Origin of the sequence: Jonquetella sp. BV3C21 (assembly GCF_000468895.1) — a bacterium.
In the GTDB taxonomy this organism is placed as follows: Bacteria; Synergistota; Synergistia; order Synergistales; family Dethiosulfovibrionaceae; genus Jonquetella; species Jonquetella anthropi.
The window spans coordinates 68,865-85,585 of the sequence record NZ_AWWC01000016.1 but is presented as its reverse complement, the minus strand read 5'-3'; the positions used below and the strand labels follow the sequence as shown (position 1 = coordinate 85,585).

17 protein-coding genes are annotated in these 16,721 nt (G+C 55.7%); 9 read left to right on the top strand and 8 right to left on the bottom strand.

What is annotated here, in order from left to right; genetic code table 11:
- Positions 1 to 66: 66 nt before the first annotated feature.
- A complete protein-coding gene (locus HMPREF1249_RS08080; protein ID WP_008519843.1) occupies positions 67 to 1,023 on the bottom strand; it encodes a peptidylprolyl isomerase in 957 nt (318 codons plus the stop codon).
- A gap of 240 nt (positions 1,024 to 1,263) precedes the next feature.
- Between HMPREF1249_RS08080 and HMPREF1249_RS04070 the strand changes: the two genes are divergently transcribed.
- Positions 1,264 to 1,953, top strand: coding sequence for a metal-dependent transcriptional regulator (locus HMPREF1249_RS04070; RefSeq protein ID WP_008523464.1), 690 nt, complete (start codon positions 1,264 to 1,266; stop codon positions 1,951 to 1,953).
- A 1,279-nt stretch (positions 1,954 to 3,232) separates the two neighbouring features.
- Here HMPREF1249_RS04070 and sdaAA read toward each other — a convergent pair.
- Together sdaAA and sdaAB are read right to left on the bottom strand one after the other, a co-directional pair.
- Positions 3,233 to 4,105 (bottom strand): L-serine ammonia-lyase, iron-sulfur-dependent, subunit alpha, encoded by an 873-nt coding sequence (gene sdaAA / locus HMPREF1249_RS04065; protein WP_008519836.1) that lies wholly within the window; start codon positions 4,103 to 4,105, stop codon positions 3,233 to 3,235.
- A complete protein-coding gene (gene sdaAB / locus HMPREF1249_RS04060; RefSeq protein ID WP_008519835.1) occupies positions 4,102 to 4,779 on the bottom strand; it encodes an L-serine ammonia-lyase, iron-sulfur-dependent subunit beta in 678 nt (225 codons plus the stop codon). Before sdaAB ends, sdaAA begins: the two co-directional genes overlap by 4 nt.
- Before the next feature lie 476 nt (positions 4,780 to 5,255).
- On the opposite strand from sdaAB, the gene rsmG reads away from it, so the two are divergent.
- The 7 genes from rsmG (at position 5,256) to HMPREF1249_RS08025 (ending at position 10,572) form a co-directional block, all read left to right on the top strand.
- Positions 5,256 to 5,939, top strand: coding sequence for a 16S rRNA (guanine(527)-N(7))-methyltransferase RsmG (gene rsmG / locus HMPREF1249_RS04055; RefSeq protein ID WP_021775867.1), 684 nt, complete (start codon positions 5,256 to 5,258; stop codon positions 5,937 to 5,939).
- The gene (locus HMPREF1249_RS04050; protein ID WP_008519830.1) at positions 5,921 to 6,694 is read left to right on the top strand and encodes a ParA family protein; all 774 of its coding nucleotides are present in this window, start codon (positions 5,921 to 5,923) and stop codon (positions 6,692 to 6,694) included. The genes rsmG and HMPREF1249_RS04050 overlap by 19 nt, the downstream gene beginning before the upstream one ends.
- Positions 6,682 to 7,617 (top strand): ParB/RepB/Spo0J family partition protein, encoded by a 936-nt coding sequence (locus HMPREF1249_RS04045; protein WP_008519828.1) that lies wholly within the window; start codon positions 6,682 to 6,684, stop codon positions 7,615 to 7,617. Before HMPREF1249_RS04050 ends, HMPREF1249_RS04045 begins: the two co-directional genes overlap by 13 nt.
- Positions 7,614 to 7,871 (top strand): hypothetical protein, encoded by a 258-nt coding sequence (locus HMPREF1249_RS07835; protein ID WP_008519825.1) that lies wholly within the window; start codon positions 7,614 to 7,616, stop codon positions 7,869 to 7,871. Before HMPREF1249_RS04045 ends, HMPREF1249_RS07835 begins: the two co-directional genes overlap by 4 nt.
- Positions 7,859 to 8,326, top strand: a complete 468-nt coding sequence (locus HMPREF1249_RS04040) for an HIT family protein (RefSeq protein WP_008523461.1) — start codon at positions 7,859 to 7,861, stop codon at positions 8,324 to 8,326. The genes HMPREF1249_RS07835 and HMPREF1249_RS04040 overlap by 13 nt, the downstream gene beginning before the upstream one ends.
- Entirely contained in the window at positions 8,323 to 8,985 is a 663-nt protein-coding gene (locus HMPREF1249_RS04035) for an IMPACT family protein (RefSeq protein WP_008523460.1), read from the top strand. Before HMPREF1249_RS04040 ends, HMPREF1249_RS04035 begins: the two co-directional genes overlap by 4 nt.
- A 1,413-nt stretch (positions 8,986 to 10,398) precedes the next feature.
- Positions 10,399 to 10,572 (top strand): hypothetical protein, encoded by a 174-nt coding sequence (locus tag HMPREF1249_RS08025; RefSeq protein ID WP_196799701.1) that lies wholly within the window; start codon positions 10,399 to 10,401, stop codon positions 10,570 to 10,572.
- A 1,128-nt stretch (positions 10,573 to 11,700) separates the two neighbouring features.
- On the opposite strand, the gene HMPREF1249_RS04030 is transcribed toward HMPREF1249_RS08025, so the two are convergent.
- Genes HMPREF1249_RS04030 through HMPREF1249_RS04010 form a run of 5 tightly spaced genes read right to left on the bottom strand, consistent with a single transcriptional unit; the run spans position 11,701 to position 15,051 of the window.
- A complete protein-coding gene (locus HMPREF1249_RS04030; protein ID WP_008519809.1) occupies positions 11,701 to 12,429 on the bottom strand; it encodes an energy-coupling factor ABC transporter ATP-binding protein in 729 nt (242 codons plus the stop codon).
- The gene (locus HMPREF1249_RS04025) at positions 12,417 to 13,166 is read right to left on the bottom strand and encodes an energy-coupling factor transporter transmembrane component T (RefSeq protein WP_008519807.1); all 750 of its coding nucleotides are present in this window, start codon (positions 13,164 to 13,166) and stop codon (positions 12,417 to 12,419) included. The genes HMPREF1249_RS04030 and HMPREF1249_RS04025 overlap by 13 nt, the downstream gene beginning before the upstream one ends.
- Complete coding sequence (gene cbiM / locus HMPREF1249_RS04020) at positions 13,163 to 13,774, bottom strand: cobalt transporter CbiM (RefSeq protein ID WP_008519805.1); 612 nt, start codon at positions 13,772 to 13,774, stop codon at positions 13,163 to 13,165. Before cbiM ends, HMPREF1249_RS04025 begins: the two co-directional genes overlap by 4 nt.
- A 3-nt stretch (positions 13,775 to 13,777) precedes the next feature.
- Positions 13,778 to 14,257 carry a hypothetical protein gene (locus HMPREF1249_RS04015; RefSeq protein ID WP_008519803.1) on the bottom strand — a complete coding sequence of 160 codons (480 nt, stop codon included), beginning with the start codon at positions 14,255 to 14,257 and terminating at the stop codon, positions 13,778 to 13,780.
- 5 nt (positions 14,258 to 14,262) lie between these two features.
- Positions 14,263 to 15,051, bottom strand: coding sequence for a DUF4198 domain-containing protein (locus tag HMPREF1249_RS04010; RefSeq protein ID WP_008519802.1), 789 nt, complete (start codon positions 15,049 to 15,051; stop codon positions 14,263 to 14,265).
- 368 nt (positions 15,052 to 15,419) lie between these two features.
- Here HMPREF1249_RS04010 and HMPREF1249_RS04005 point away from each other — a divergent pair, with 368 nt between their 5' ends.
- Positions 15,420 to 16,658, top strand: coding sequence for a hypothetical protein (locus HMPREF1249_RS04005; RefSeq protein ID WP_008519799.1), 1,239 nt, complete (start codon positions 15,420 to 15,422; stop codon positions 16,656 to 16,658).
- Positions 16,659 to 16,721: the final 63 nt, after the last annotated feature.

Genomic DNA, 16,721 nt, shown 5'->3' with positions numbered 1-16,721 from the left:
CAACGCTTTTGCGAGAAAAAACGGCCCCTTCCGAACTTCGGAAGGGGCCGTTTAAATGTGTCGGATTTACTTTTTCGCGTCAGCCGGAACAGGCTCGGACGTCGGTGCAGGAGCAGAAGTTGATGAGGCAGGAGCCGGAGTTTTCAGGCTCTCATCAAGAATTTCGACCGGGTACTTCTGCCGCAGTTCGGCGATCGCCTTCTGGAACGCCGCGAGCTTTGCCTGGCTGGACAGGGTCGATTTAATGCTCGCCTTGACGTCGTCAAGCGGCATCGTCTTGGCCGGATGGGCGTCAGTCACCTTGATGATGTGGAAACCAAAATCGGTGCGAACCGGCTCGGACGTCATTTCGCCGGGCTTGAGGGCGAAAGCGGCTTTTTCAAACGCCGGAACCATCTGTCCCTTGGAGAAAAACCCTAAATCCCCGCCCTGGACTTTTGACGGGCAGGATGACATATCCTGAGCCGCTTTGCTGAACTCCAAAGAGCCGCTCTTTATCTTTTTAATAATATCCATCGCCTTGTCCTTAGCTTCGGCCACCTCTTTATCAGAAGCGCCCTTGGGGACTGAAATGAGAATGTGGCTCGCCCGAATTGACTCGGGCACGAAGAACGAATCCTGATGCGCGTCGTAGTACTGCTTGATTTCCGCGTCGCTGATATTGTCGCCGCTGCCGGCAATGGCCTTCTCGCCGGCGAGGTTGGCGAGGACCTGACGCTCGTGAAGCTGCATGGCGTCCTTGAACGCCTGGGTGTCCTGAAGGTTCTGTTCTTTGCCGGACAGGGCGAGCAGGTTGAAGTTCACCAACTCGTCCAGCAGGGCGGCGCGTCCCTGCGGGGTCTCGATGTAAGCTCTCTGCTGGGCAGGGTATGCGGCTATCGCCATGTTCATATCCCGTTCGGTGATAGTTACCGGGCCGACTTTAGCAAGAATCTTGGCATCGTTGTCTGCGGAAGCCGCAAAGGCAATGCCTGCTGTGGCGGCAACTGTTATTGCAGCCAAGAACACGCGATTAAAACGCATAAAAAGATCCTCCTCAAACGACAGTGTGTGAAATAAACTGGGTTCATTATACGAACTCAAAAAGCATGGAAAGTCGTTTGTTTTAATGAATTTTTAAAGAGAAAAGGGCGGGATCCTCTGATTGTAATGGCTGGAACCGGTATAATTTTTTGCGGGGAAATACGATATAATAAATCGTTACGGTGATATGCTGCATTCGATGCCGTACGAAACCGAATGCCGTTGCAGGGAGGGATAGGCGTGGTTACATCGCGCACCGAAGACTACTTAGAGACCATTTTTGAAATTGAAATGGAAGGGCAGCTGCCGTCGATTACCGAACTGGCATCACGGCTCGGGCTTCGCAAAGCGACGGTAACCGTCGCCGTCCAGCGCATGACGGAAGAGAACCTGATGCTTCACGAGCGGTACGGGAAAATTGCCCTGACCCGCAAAGGGCTAGGCCTGGCCCTCGTGACGTTTCGGCGCCACCAGCAGATGAAAGCGCTTTTCGAGCGGATGCTCGACCTGCCGTCGGACGTGGCCGAGAAAATGGCCTGCGCGGTGGAACACGAGCTGACGCCGCTCGCGGACCAGCGGGTGAGCGCGTTCGTCGAATTCATGGCCGAAGAGCGCCGCAAGAAGTCGCCGTGGCTTGACCGGCTGGACGAGGCCTTGAAGCAGCCCCAGAAATTGACCGTCCCTCTGGCGATGATCCCACCGTCGCTCAACTGCGAAGTCCAGGCGATTGCCGCCCCGGCTGAACGCCGCGAAGAGCTTCGCCGGCTTGGCATCGTCGTGGGCGCCGGGCTCGTTCGCTGCTCTGACGATGAAGAGCTGTGCTTCTCCCTGATCGACGGCAGCGACCCGATCAAGCTTCCTCTTCAGGATGGGGTCGCTATCTGGGTTATTCCCTGCGCTACAGGAGAAGAAAGCCTGTTTCACGAGTAATCTCTTTTTAAAATAAAGAATAAAGAAAAGCCGCCGGATATTTTCCGACGGCTTTTTTCATGGCCTGAGAACGAAAACGACATGATAAAAGAGTTGAAATATACTGATATATATTGACTAATTAAAACCCCGGAAGAGAGGCAGACGCTTTTTTAAACCTTCGACGACTGATTTCCTGTCACGGCGGTCAGTTCAGCCCAAGAGGATTTGGAATAGCTAGGCTAGAAGCAGACAACGCGGACAGCGGCAAGCTGTTTCAACTTAAAAGCTCCAAGAAAGCGCGAAACCGTTTGTTGGGCGAGCGCTCCTCCCCCCTATCGAGGGGGGCGAGCAAGGCGCGTGGGTTGGCAAAAGGGTTTTGATGAGTCGGCGCTGCAGACAAAAATATAGGCCGAAGGGAGAAAGACCGCTGGCCCCGTATCATGAGGGGCCTTTCGAACGACGGGGGGACGATTAACAACGATCAAACGAAACAATTGGACGAACCGATACAAGAGGACAAGGAACGTTGACGGCTAAGAAATGAGCCGTTGCCTGATGAGAGCGAAATTCTTCCGCGAGCGACACCGCGTTGATCAATGTGCTCAGCAGCAAGTCGTTTCAGTTTAAGAATCTCCGAGAGGGACGAGAACATTTAGCAAATGTCTCAGCACTCCCCTCTCCGCTAGAGGCTTTTTGATTAAAGCCCCATAAAAAACAGTCCTGTGGAAGTTGAAATGTGTTGATAAATATTGACGTATACTGAATGTCGCCGGCTCAGACAATCAAGAGGAACCTTAAACGGAAGTCTCCACCATCGAAAAGGCGGCAGAGGCGACCGCCCAGCGTCAAAGAAAAAAAGAAGTGCAGAGACGAAGAAACGGTTTTTCTCTTCATAGGGGCGAAGCCCTTTCGTAACGAATCGGCGATGATAATGTATCCACGAGTAAATCTTTTCGGCTTATGCCACCGAGGAGCGCGAAGACGTTCGCTGAACGGGCGCTCCCCTACCACAAGGGACCTGCTGGGTCAGCGCGACTGGCATCGGCAAGACGGTTCTGTCGATATTGTAGGAAGGGAATATTAGACGGACGACAAAAGCCTTGCCTCGATGAGGCCGAAGAGAATCTAAAAGGTTCTCAGCGCAGATTAAGACCATCTACAAGCCGTTTCGAGTCACGCTCTCAGAATAAGAAGCAGGACTTCTAGCGAAAAAAAGCAGCCCGCGGATAATATCCGCGGGCTGCTTGTGTAAGGCGAGCTTCTTAAACGTTGTTATTTAAGGTCTCCTGAAAATCAATCAGTGAATTGTCTTCTGAGTTTCCAACAGCTGGGCGGTCACTTGCCGCGCCGTCGGCGAGACGGCCAAACCGCCGCAGGCCGTTTCTCGGAGGCTGGGCGGCAGAGCGCGTCCCACCTTGCCCATCACGTCAATCATCTCGTCAACTGGAATGAACGACTCAACGCCCGCCAAAGCAAGTTCGGCCGCTAAAATGCCTAGTGACACCAGCATGCCGTTTCGCTTGATGCAAGGAATCTCGACCAGCCCTGCCAACGGGTCACAGACCAGGCCGGTAATCGACTTAATCGTTATGGCCACGGCTTGGCCGCAGGCGCCCGGAGTTCCTCCAGAAAGGTAAACCAGTGCCGCCGCTCCCATCGCCGCCGCGCTGCCGCATTCAGCCTGACAGCCGCCCTCCGCGCCAGCAAGCGACGCCCGAGCCGCAATCACCTCGCCGATGCCGGCAGATACGATCAGCGCGTCCAGAACGGTTCGTCCTTCGTATGGGGTGCGCTGCTCCTCAAACGCTAAGATCATGCCAGGCAGGATCCCACAGCTTCCAGCCGTCGGCGCTGCGACAATTCGGCCCATCGAGGCGTTGCAGGTGTTCATCCCCATCGCAATGGTGCAGGCTCTCCAAGTAAACTCACTGGTCAGTCCCGGTCGGTGAGCCAGCAGCTTTGGCACGTCGTTGGCGGCGACTTTGGGACGGTATGGGGTGACCAACGCGTCCTTGGCGCTCTCCCTCATCACGTCGAGCCGGCGGGCCATCGACTCCCGGATAACTTCTTGGTCGACCCCGCTGTCATGGGCGTCGCAGTCCAACATCACCTGCGGAAGGGTTTGGCCGGTCCTTTCAGCCGTATCGATGAGGTCTTTTAAGCTGTTCATGCCGCACCTCCGCTGACTAGCGGCTGAATCACCAACACGCGGCAGTCCTCAGGAAGTGACGCTTCGAGAACTTTCCGCAATGGCTCGTCGACTGGGCTGTCGACTTCCATCACCGCGACGGCCTGATCGCCCCGGAATTTTCTGCTCAGGCGCATCGAAGCGATGTTAATGCCTCGGTGGGTCATTTCGCTGGAAAGGGCTGAAATAATTCCGGGCTGATCTCGGTGAGGAACGACCAGTGTTGTGCTCATGCCGTCTATTGCTACGTCGAACCCGTTGATGGACGTGAGCAGAACCATTCCGCCGCCGACGCTGCACCCGATGAGTTCCATGACAGACTGCCCGTTCGTCAACACAAAACGGGCGGTGTTGGGGTGCCCTCCCGGGTCGTCCTCGGTGTAAAAGTGATACTCAAGTCCGCGCTCGTCAGCCAGCTGAAAGGCGTTGACGATCTGTGGGTCATCCGGCTGAAGTCCCATCAACCCAGCCAGCAGCCCACGATCGGTGCCGTGTCCCCAATACGTTGCGGCAAACGAACCGCGAAGGTAAAGGTCGGCGCGCGTTATCGGTTTTGCCCAAGTTTGGCGGGCTAGAAGTCCCAATCGAACAGCCCCGGCGGTGTGGCTGGACGAAGGTCCTACCATCACCGGTCCAATAATATCCAACATCGACATGCAATTCCCCCCAGACGCCCCTCACGGCGTTCTGAATCAAGCCCCCTCAAATAAAACGGCAGAAGGCAAAATATTTTACAGTGTCAAGCAGGGATTGAAAAGAAAGAGTCTATCCTCATCGAAACGGCTGTCAACAGGCAAAGCCGCCGATGTTAGGATATTTTCCCTCACAACTGTTCTGAGGGCGTGAGACGTTTTGCCGAACTTGTCAAAGAGTCAGATCCGATAACGACAATTAGCGACATGATAAAACAGTGAATCTGAAAGGCTTGTGATGACGAATCTGATACTCAAGGACGAAGTAAGTGACATGCAGGCATTTTAGGAGGATCTGATGCCAAAAGTAACACTTAATCGCAAAGTGACGGCTGTTCTTCGAGTAGTTACTTTAGACACACAGCGAATGTTTCACGTGAAACATTCAGGTACGGTTCGGAAGTCGTGGTAAGATACAAAATAATGGAGGTGAAGAGCTGGTGACAGAACTTAATCGGTTAAACATAACCGCAGCGCAAGAAAGCATGCTCAAAGAGTACCTCTCCCAATTGTGTCAGGCGAACGGGCGGGTCAGGTTGACCGGCTCATCAGATCCGACCGTGCTTTGGCAGGAACACGTGACCGATTGTTTGTATCTTGCAAGCGCTGTCGAAGGGACAGAAAAAATCATCGACGTTGGAACCGGCGGAGGTCTTCCTGGTGTTGTTCTGGCTGTTTGTTTCCCGAAGTCGCACGTGACCTTGCTGGACAGCCAAAAGAAAAAGGCCGTTCAGCTGGGGAAAATCGTCGAGGCTCTAGAGCTGGAGAACGTCTCTGTCATTTCAGCTAGGTCTGAAGAGCTCGCCGCGGCACGCCGAGAGGAATGGGACTGCGCGGTCGCCCGAGCGGTGTGTGAAGCTCCCGTTCTGGCCGAGTACCTGTCGCCGCTTGTTCGACAAGGCGGCTGTCTACTGGCGATGAAGGGGCCGGCGTGGGAAGAGGAAGTCCTGCCGGTCCAAGGAAAGTGGTCCGCTTTAGGTCTGAGCGAGCCGCGAGCTTTGCCATACCAGCTTGGCGAGTCGGGGAGGGTAATTCTTCGCTGGGACAAGGTGGCCGCGATCGATAAAAAATACCCAAGACGTCCTGGTCGGGCGGAAAAGATCGGATGGTGGAAGAACGCATGAAGGTCATAACGGTGATTAATCAAAAAGGCGGCGTTGGGAAAACGACGACGGTCGTCAACCTGTCCGCTGAGCTGTCGCGCCTTGGGTATCGAATCTTAACAGTTGACTCGGATCCGCAGGGCAACTGCTCCAGCGGGTTAGGCTGGGGAAAAGAACCGGGACCGACCATGTACGAGTGCCTTGTGGACGGAGTGCCCGCCCGCGAGGCGATCGTTTCGACCGCTTGGGGGCCGGACCTTCTTCCGTCGGGAGTCTCTTTGGCCGGCGCTGAGCTCGACCTAGCGCCGCTGATGAGCAGAGAAAATAGGCTTTTACGGTGCCTTCAGGGTGTCTGGACCGACTACGATGCCGCCCTTGTGGACTGCCCCCCCGCGCTTGGCCTGTTGACCGTCAACGCGATGACGGCGGCTTCGGTGATTCTCGTGCCGATTCAGTGTGAGTATTACGCCATGGAAGGGCTGACACTGCTCGATCGAACAATTCAGACGGTGCGGCTCAACCTGAACCCAGAGCTGAAGATTGACGGCATTCTTTTGACGATGTACGACCAGCGCACGCGGTTGGCCGACGAGGTGGCAGGGCAAATACGGGAGGTTTTCGGGTCTGCCGTACTGAACACGGTCATCCCCAGAAACGTTGCCCTTGCCGAAGCGCCGAGCTTTGGCCAGCCAGTTGGAATATATGCTTCGTCAAGTCGAGGCGCTGAGGCGTACCGTCAATTGGCTCAGGAGGTGGAAGATAAATGGCTCAAGTAGGAAGTAAAAGGTTGGGACGCGGACTGTCTGACCTTTTGAAAGCGCCGATGGCCGAAACGAAACCGGAGGCACAAGGAGACTACGCGCCTGAATACCCAATGGAGAACCTTCGCCCCAATCCTGAACAGCCGCGCCGCCACTTTGACGACGAAGCGCTGAAAGAGTTGGCCAGTTCGATAAAAGCACACGGACTTCTTCAGCCGATTCTGGCCCGTCGGCTGAACGACGGGGCGATTATTGTCGCCGGAGAAAGACGTTACCGGGCCGCGAAATTGGCTGGCCTGCTGACGGTTCCGGTTCGGTTTGTCGAGGCCGACGACCGGCGGACGAGGGAAATGGCGTTAGTAGAAAACCTTCAGCGCGAAGACCTGAAACCGTTGGAACTGGCGTCGGCGCTTCGGGAACTGACGGAAAAATTTGGGCTGACGCAGGACGAACTTTCAAAGCGGCTCGGCTGGAGCCGCTCGGCTGTGTCCAACAAAATGAGGTTGCTGTCATTGCCGCAGCCGGTTGCCGATGCCTTAGCTGGGGAGGCGATCACCGAAGGTCACGCGCGCGCCTTGCTTGGCTTAGAAAGCGAAGAGGCCATCAAGCGGGTGCTTTCGGAGTGCGTCAGGCTGAACTGGTCGGTCCGTCAGGTAGAAAATCGGGTGCGCAGGCTCTGCCTGCAGCAGGGAATGCCCCCTCAGCGTAAAGCCAGATGCTGGCGTCCTCGCTCAGCGGCGCGTCTGGCTCGAGATCTAGGCGTCAAGTGCAGCATTTCTGGGCTTGATGAGGACAACTCATTCACTCTGAGCGGGCTGACCCGCTTACAGGTCAAGATCGTTTGCGCCCTGTTGGAAGCAAACGTCGACAGGATAAAAGACAGCGCCGCTCAAAAAGATTTAGCCGCCGTTCAGGACGAATCGGCTGACGGGGAATGAAACTCGTCGATCTGACGGTATTCAGCCGAGTAATTTCCATCGCTTTTACCGTCGCAGGGACGATGGGCGCGGCACTTCTAATCGGGCGGGAGCTGGTCAGCCGAGGGTATCCTTCTTGGGCGCTTGGCCTTTCGCTTGTGGTCGGCACTTTCGCTGCCCTAGGTCTCGGCTTCAGAGAGATACGCCGGTTAATCTTTGAGCTGGGAAAACGCTCTCCCGGCGGAAAGGAAGATACGAAAAAATGGAAACGATGATGGCCCCATGGCGGTATCAGTACATCACAGGTCCAAAAGGCGACGGCTGTCCGTTTTGCGCTGCCGGCTCCGATCGTGAGAGATTGGTCCTATTCCGAGGAACGAACTGCTACGTCATGTTGAACGCGTATCCCTACGCCACAGGGCATTTAATGGTTCTGCCGTTCCGGCACGTCTCGGACATCTGCGACCTGAGGGAAGGCGAGAGAACCGAATTGATGGAGCTGGTCTGTCGGGCGCGGGGGTGCCTCTGCCGGGCGTTTCACCCGCAGGGAATGAACGTCGGCATCAACCTTGGCGCCTCCGCCGGGGCTGGCGTCGCCGGTCACCTGCACTGTCACTTGGTGCCGCGCTGGGCTGGGGACAGCAACTTCATGCAGGTTCTGAGCGGCACGAGCGTGGTCCCGCTGAAGCTTGCCGAGAGCTGGGAACTTTTGAAAAAGTACTGGGAATGACCGACTCGTTTTGCCGGCTCGTATCCGGTGGAAAAGCGGTATACAAGGTGCGCCGGTCCGAGTTTATAGCCGCCGTTTACCCTGCCTCTTCGGTTGAAGCGGCGCAGCGGGCGGTTGAGGAAGTCAAGGCGGAGCAGAGGAACGCAACGCACAACTGCTGGGCTTGGCGAACAGAGCCAATTGGCAGACGGTCCGAAGCATCCAGTGACGACGGCGAGCCGGCAGGAACAGCCGGACGTCCAATTCTAGGTGAGTTGTGCCGGCTTGACCTGTGGGACGCCGTCGTTATTGTGACCCGTTACTTTGGCGGCGTTAAGCTCGGCCCGCGCGGTCTCATTGAAGCCTACAGCTTCGCGGCGTCGGAGGCCATAGGTCACGCCCAAAAGGAGTTTTTCCTGGCTGGTCGCCAAGTTACCCTCGTCACGGACTACGAACGACAAACGGCCTTAGCTGGATTGCTGCGCCGCCACGGGCTGGAAGGTCCCGGGCAGGAGGCCGAACGGGAATACGGTGAGACGGTCAAGATACGTCTGTTTGTGCCGCTCTCGCGCGTCCTGTCGGTCACGGAAGCGACGGGCTCCTACGAGTGGAATCGCCTGTTAGTTGAGGCCCCTGCATTGGGTGGCCCCCTTTGGCGCAAAGCGCCCGCTGAGGAGTAGAGGAGAGGGCGGCGCGCCCCAACAATAAAGAGAACTGCAAAAGGTTAATAAAAGTCTAATCGTTTAGCCTCTTTTAATATAAGAATAGGCCTTGCGGAGAACGTTATTTTTGTTTTTGGGAATAACGCAAAGGGGTTCAACGAAGAACCAGTCCCCTGGAAGGCCCTTGGTGAAAAAGTTTTAGGCGTTGTCTTGCCTAATCTATAAATCACCTCATTTGAGCGGCGGAGAAAGTCTTTGGCCGGGGGGTGAGGTGAACCACCTGTTTGTTGCTTTTGATTCTTCAAATTAACAGGTGCGTCAGTCGCGGTGCGCTGAGAGCGCAACAACGGGCGTCCGCAAGGGACGCCCGTTGTTGTGTATAAGGTCGAATTGGAAGGACGCTCTAAAGAACCGCGCGTCGTAGCGCTGAGATGATCAAGAAGAATCGGCGGGCTGGAAGGAACCGGCTAAATGTCGCGCTGTGTTGAAGAGGCGTTCACCCGAAGGCGGGGCGCAGGTCGTTCTGACGCTTCATGTTGTTTGGGCCGCAGTGGCTGGCGGGCGTGACAGCGGTATAAAAGTTGCCGGCTTGAAAGGGGCTGCGACAACGAAAAACGAAAAACGAAAAACGAAAAACGAAAAAAAGCCCTCCATCAGGTGGTTCTGTGTGTCCTTCGTCCTTTGCGTCTCATCTTATGCCAGAAAGAAAGCCGTACCATTTGAGACCTTGACCTCTTCTAGCAGGGAAGGCCGCGCGAATTTGCTCGATAAAATGAGGAGAAAACTGAGCGAGCAAAAGGACAAAAGCGGTCGATCAAGAAATTCATAAGCAAGATACAAGTACCCCGATACGCCCCAAAAGTATTATCGCAATATGATCAACGTCAGGCGAAAATTCCCGTCGTTCACGGTTCTTTATCCATCTAAACAAGATAGCGCGTACCCTGTGTTGCAGAACTGCGCCGTGAAGGGATTTTATTGCTGATCTGCCGAAAAAGTAGAGGTTGGAAACCGAAGACGAAACGTCGCTTTTTTCAAAATGAAATGATATGAGCCTCGGACGTTCGGCTGAATTTCTCGTTCAGCGGGACAGAGTTTGGTGCTGAAAGGGCCTTTGTTGGAGAAATTGATGCGTTCTCTTGGCGAAGGCGACAAGATTACGCGCTGCATGAAAATTCACCAATAGAACGGTCTTGATAGAGAGAAAAAGATGGAGCCGAAACGTTCAATACAGCATAAAGCCTGAGTCAGCGACGTTTTATCGTCTTGGTCAGCGCGGACGTCGAAAAGTTATTCCCGCTCGATGCAAATCTAGGGCTGGCTTTATTGCCCTCGTAACTGCGAAGGCTTCTGAACACGTTTGCCCTGACGGGCAGAGGGTGAGCCGTTGAACGTGACGGTGATACAATATAGTCAAAGGAGATGTTGCCCATGAGAGTGCACGAACGGGATATTGACTATACATATGGTGATATATTTAACATGAGTCAGTGCGGGCGTGACTTTTATGGGAAACTCGAAGGCTGGCGTCTTTTTCTGTTTTTGGTGGAGGCCCTCTATGCAGGATTTCTTGCTGTTTATCTAGTGGAGGTTAGAGGATGGTAGTTATAGTTCTGCCGTGTCACTGCGCGCATGAATTGAGTTTCTTGGCTTAGTAACCGTGAACGAACACCGCCTTCGTGCCTTCGAGAAAGTAAAAGGTTTCTACGGGCCATCAGTCCTGAATCAGGACGGTGGCCTTTTTCGTGCCAAGAAGGTGCTGATAATACGTTAAATACTGATGATTCGACCTGTTACGCGGAGGCGTTCGACCAAGCGCCCGTTGTATTCACCTGCAAGCGGAGAAGCTCTCTCGGTGCTGTTAGGTCCTAAGACGTGACTGAACCTCACGGGCGCGTGAATTGAAACTGACGCGCCATAACGCTTAAACGGTGCTCAGCCGGCCACGTCTTGGCGGGCATATGAATTGAAACCATCGTGGTGGTACGACGTCATTAGCTCGGTTGGTCTTGCCCTCTTGGGCGTATAAGCACATAGAGTTCATTTTAAGAAGAGACGCCATTCATTTTTAGCGTTTGACGGGACGTAAATTAGAATGGCCCGAGGGAACTTTAAGAGAAGCGGGTCTTTCGGTTTCCCCGACCGAAGGGGCGTAGTCTGAGACGATTCATCGCGCCGGTGGCTTCATTGCGATCAGGCTATGACAGTGTTCGGTCGTTCGCCCGGCTTGCTCAACCGGCGGCGTTTTTGCAAACTTAGCCCAGTCGCCGGTCGGCGCGGGCTTTCCCCTGTGCTTTGTGCCAGAGCGCCGCAATAAATGTCTGCTCAATGGCTCGGTGCTGCCCTCAGCTGGGCCTATCCGTTTTGTGCTTTGAGCGGGACGCCTTTTGCGCTCCAATGCGGGGTTTGCTTCGTCGCTTCTTTGTCCTCCTTGGGGAGCGTTTTTTTTCTAGCTCAAGGGCGTCCGTGTCGCTGTAAAACGGTTTTCTCCATTGGGTCAAAAGTATTTTCTTATGTGTTATCCCAAATAAGCTGAATACGCCATCGGGAAGGCTCAGAGGCTGTGGGGGAATTTTGGGTGCGTGTAACATTCAGCTAAGGGAGCGAAGCCCAATAGGCCGGCTGTTTTTCAGAAGGGGAAGCCCCTGTTTCACGTGAAACAAAAGCCAACATACCGTTAAAATAACGACGCAGCCCGCCGCAAGTAAGCGGCGGGCTGCGTTTATTGTTTTGCTATCGGGAAGAAGACAGGCTCAGGGGCAGTTCAAGTCCCCAACGTTCCAGCGCTGGGCCGTCCTGAAGGATTTCCGGCCCTCCCATGGCGACGACCTGTCCGGCGCTGAGCACGGCAACTCGGTTGCACAGGTCAAGCGCCATGTCCAAGTCGTGAGTTGTCAAGATAAAGGGGCGCTTCAACTGGGAGAGCAGGTTAATGACCCGGCGGCGCGCTCTGGGGTCCAATGCTGTGGACGGTTCGTCGAGGAGAAGGAGCTCAGGCTCCATGACCAAAATGCCGGCCAACGCGACGGCGCGCTTTTCTCCGCCGGACAGCCGGTGCGGCGGGCGATTGGCCAAGCTTTCGGCGCTGAGTTTTTTCAGCGCTTCAAGGGAAAGTCGGTCCGCTTCTTCTCGCGGAACCTGCCGCGCGATGAGCCCGAACCCGACGTCTTCCAGCACTGTCGGCATGAACAGCTGGTCGTCCGGGTCCTGAAAGATAAGTCCGGCGGCGCGGCGCAGGTCCTTCAAATTCTTCTCGGTGATTTCTTGGTCGTGAAGGTACAGCGTGCCGGGCGGAGGAACGAGGCACCCGGACAGATGCGCCAACATGGTGGATTTTCCACAGCCGTTCGCTCCGACAACGGCGAGCCGGTCGCCCTGATCGAGGGAGAAGGAGAGGCCGCGAAGCGCCTGGGTTCCATCCGGATAGGTGTAATGTAGATTATTAACTTTCAGCAAAGCCATAGCTCAACCCCCCAGACAACAGCAGTCCAAACGGCGCTGACGGCGATAAGGCCGTACTCTTTAGCGCCGATTTTATGACGACGCGCTCTGTTAAAACCTGCCAGACCGCCGCGGCACTGGAGCGCCTGCCATGAGCGCTCGCCGCGATCCGAACATCCGACGAGGGAGCTCCCCAGCGAACAAGCGTGCCCGTTCAGGCGGACCAGCAGAGGCGCTTCCGGCCCTCGAAGGTGCAGCGCGCGCATTTTGTCAGAGGTTGTCTGAGCCATCATCAGCGAGTAACGAAGCATAAGCAGAAGGAGAATGCGAAATTTCTCGGCGACGCCGAGTCCGGCCATAGCCGCTTCGATTCCTGCGACACCCATGGCGGTGACGAGCGGCACGAGGCAGGCGGAGATGAGCAGTAGCCGTGCGGCTATTTTGAAGCCCATCATCGTCCCTTCGGGGGAGAACACGACGGCGACGCGAGGGGAACCGCCGGTCCATGTGAGCCCGATCAGCAGGGTTGTGATCGCCCCGACGATCAGCATTCGCCAGGCGGTTGGCCAGTATCGCTGAATGCCGTAAAAAAGAACGAGTACGAAAGGCAGGGAAACGCCGACCGCCAGAGCTGGCCAACTTTTCAGCGCCGCAAGGCTCAGGGCTGTTAAAATCCCACAGCAGAAGCGAACTCGACCGTCAATCCCGTCAAACGGCGAGACGACGGCCGAGTCGCTGCGCAAGGCGTCGAGACTCATCTGCTTTGGCTGTTAAGCAGAAGGTCTGGAGCCGAGCGTTTAAGGAACGCTGTAAAGAACGCGGTAATAATGCCCTCAATAGCCGCCAGAGGCAGGTGGGCGATAAAAACGGCCTTGGCAGAACCAATCATGCCGGTGTCCGTCAGCATGAGGAAACACCCGACAAACGTGGCGCAGAGAAGGACTGCCAGAGCGCCGGCTAAAAACGACCAGACCATGGCTTTAATGCCAGTGCTGTTAAGAATGAGCCGGGAGAAAACCAGCCACGCCAAGAAGGCCGGCACTCCCACGTCAACCGTGTTCGGGCCGATGGAGAGCAGCCCGCCAAATTGGAATAACAGCGCCTGAAGAAGCAGGGCGACCATCATGGCAGGGAAGCAGCTCCATCCCAGAACGAGTCCGATAGGGGCTAAAAGGGACAAGTGTGTGCAGCTGGGCCCCACCTTCACGTTGACGAGAGAGGCGAGGAAGAACGCTGATCCCATCAGCGACACCCGGATAATCTTGTCCGGGTTGATTTTTTTCAGGCCGACGGCGGTGCCGGCGGCAGCAATAACCCAACCAGTCGTGAGCGCCGCAGGAGACAAAACCCCGTCAGAGATGTGCATCTGTTAGGCCGCCTTCCGACGCCGACGGATCAAGACGACGGCAACGCCAATGTTGAACAGCAGGCTGACGCCCAGCACGGCGTTCCGTGCCAATTCGGCTCCCGAAGGCATGGAACTGCCCGAAACCTGGGGCGCCGGCGCGGCGCTGGCCGCTCCGCTGTTCAGCTCGCTCATCTTCACGTTTACGTGACCTTCGGCGCGATGGCCTTCCTGCGAGACGACGACTTTCCAGTCTCCGTCAGCGTTGGGGACAAACGCAAAATGGCCCATATCGTCGGTGCTACCTTCCTGATATGGAGTTTTGGGATCGGCGGGCGAGAAAACCTGCGTCTCTGCGTACGACATGGTTTCTCCAGTGGAGTAGTAGAACTCCAGAGCAACCGGCTTGTCGCTCGATACCCTGACCCCGACGCCGTGCGCTAAAGCGGCGGTCGCCCCGGCGCTGAGGCACAGGGCGACTGCTGCGGCAGAAAGAAATTTCATGGAGGTTACTTGACCTCAAAGCAGAAAACAGAACGGATATTCTTGGAGTCGTACTCGCCATCAACGCCCTTTTCGGTTGACATGGTCCGCACGAACCAGTAGCCCGGATGGGTAATGCGGATGTGAGCGACGCCCTCAGTGTCGCACTCGGTGTAGTACGCGTATGTATTCTCCCAATCAGGAGCGAATCCGTCGTAGGAAGCCCAGACGTTCGTCGACTCGGGGGAACCGTGGTGCAGGATCTTGACGGCCAGCTCGTCGCCGACTTTCAGATCGGCCGGGTTGCTGAGCGGGACGATCTCGAGGTCCTGATTGGCCAGCTCTTTCCACGTCTCATCGCCGCTCTTGGCGTTGAACATGGCCTTGACAAACTTGCAGTAAAGCGTGGAGGATTTAACTTTCAGCCCCTGAGCTTCGAGCTCTTTTCGGCTGCCCGGCTTGCCGCCCTTGTTGGTGATGGAGTAAAGCTCGCCAGCCCGCTCCAGCGTGAGGACAGCCGGAGCGTCCGATTTCACGTGCAGGGTAGAGACCAAGCACTGATTAGCTTCGTCAGCCTTCACGTCGCCGAACGTGTCGCCGGAGGTTCCCAGAACGCCAAGCTTCATGGTGTCTGCCTCTTCAACTTCCTCCGAGATCATGAACCGGTGCGTGGAGATGATAGAGACCTTGACGTCGCTGTCGCCTTTTGCTGCGAACACTTCCGGCTTGAGGAACAGCTCGTGCGCCATCGCCGCGCCAGCAAAGCTCAAAAGAGCCGCCACTGTGATTCCCGCCACTGCCTTTTTCGTTTCCATGACAAAAGACCCTCCTTTAAAATTTGGCCAAAAGGCCAGACTCTCCGCGAAGCAAGAGTGCACCACTCTTTTCGCACCTATGACTATAGCATTCTGGGATAGGCGTGTCAAAAAAAACTAAGAGAGTATCACGATTATAAAGGTATTCGGGGAGCGTCTGGGGGAGTTTGGGACGTCTCAAAGCCGGAAAATATAGTCAGTAAAAAGCAATTAATTTACACTCAAATAATGGACGAAAATCGCCCCGCTCACCTCAAAAAAGGATTCCTGACAGGCTCTCGTTTCTTTGACTGGCCGTTATTTCCCGTGATAAACTGATAGTCCCTAGTAATTTAACTTATTGGGGGAAAACGAGGGAGGTGTGCTGGGTGAGTTTTATCTTTGCGTTCTTCATTATGATGTTCATGCTGTCTATTGGGGACGCCGTGTCTGCGAAGACGAAAGCGTGGGTTCCGTCGGTCTTCATTTCCGCGTCGCTGTTCGTCATCGGGTTCTGGACCGGTTGGCTGCCTCGCAACGTCATGGACATTGCGGGGTTTGGGACGAACATGTGGACGCTGGCGATGTTCTTGATCATCGGCCACATGGGTTCCATGATGAGCCTGAAGGAATTGGGACAGCAGTGGAAGACAGTTGTCATTGCCGTCGCGGGGCTGGTTGGCCTTTCGGTTGCGCTGTTCGTCCTCGCTAAGCCGATCTTGGGCTGGAATGCTGTCGTCCTTGGCACGCCGTCATTGGCCGGTGCCTTGGTGTCCACGATCATGATGGGTGAGGCCGCAAAGGCGATGAACTTGGGCGTTCTGGCCCTTTTGCCTCCGGCCATCTTTGTCGTCCAGAGCTTTGTCGGGTATCCTCTGACGGCCCTGTGCCTGAAGTGGGAAGGAACTCGCCTGCTGAACGCGCGGAAGGCTGGCGACGTGAAGGCTTATAACTGCCCGGTTGAAGACGTTTCTGCGCCGGGCGCTGCCCGCAAGCGCCTGATTCCGCCTCTGCCGGAGAAGTATCAGACGAGCTTCACTCATCTGGCCGGACTGGGCCTTGTCGGCTGGGTATCGTTCAACGTGGCTGCTTGGATCAAGGCCGGATTGATTGCGATAAACCCGGCGTGGGGAAGCTACGCCATTCACCCGTTGGTCATCACGCTCATCTTCGGCGCGCTGGCCGCTGAAGTCGGACTGATCGAGCGCAAGACTCTGGAGAAGTCCTCGTCCCTCGGGCTGGTTATGGCCATCGTCATGTGCCTTGTCATGTGCATGCTCAAGGAATCCACGCCTCACGACCTGCTGATGCTGGTATGGCCGGTGTTTGTCATCGTCGTCATCGGCGTTTGCGGCCTCATGCTGTTCTCCGCGATCATGGGCAAAATCCTTGGGCGGTCGGTGCCTCTGTCCATGGCTCTGACCCTGACGGCTCTGTACGGCTTCCCGCCCAACTACATCCTGACGGAAGAAGCGAGCAAGGGGCTGGCGAAGGACAAGGAAGAGTTCTCGTTCTTGATGAATCAGATGCTGTCGCCGATGATCATCGGCGGATTTATCACTGTGACGATCGGCTCGGTCATCATGGCCGGCGTCTGCGTCACGCTGCTGCACCCGGCTGGCATGTAGGAGCTGAGAAGTTCGTCCCAGAGCACAAGAGTACTCGGGGAGTGCAGTTGTCAGCGTAAAAAT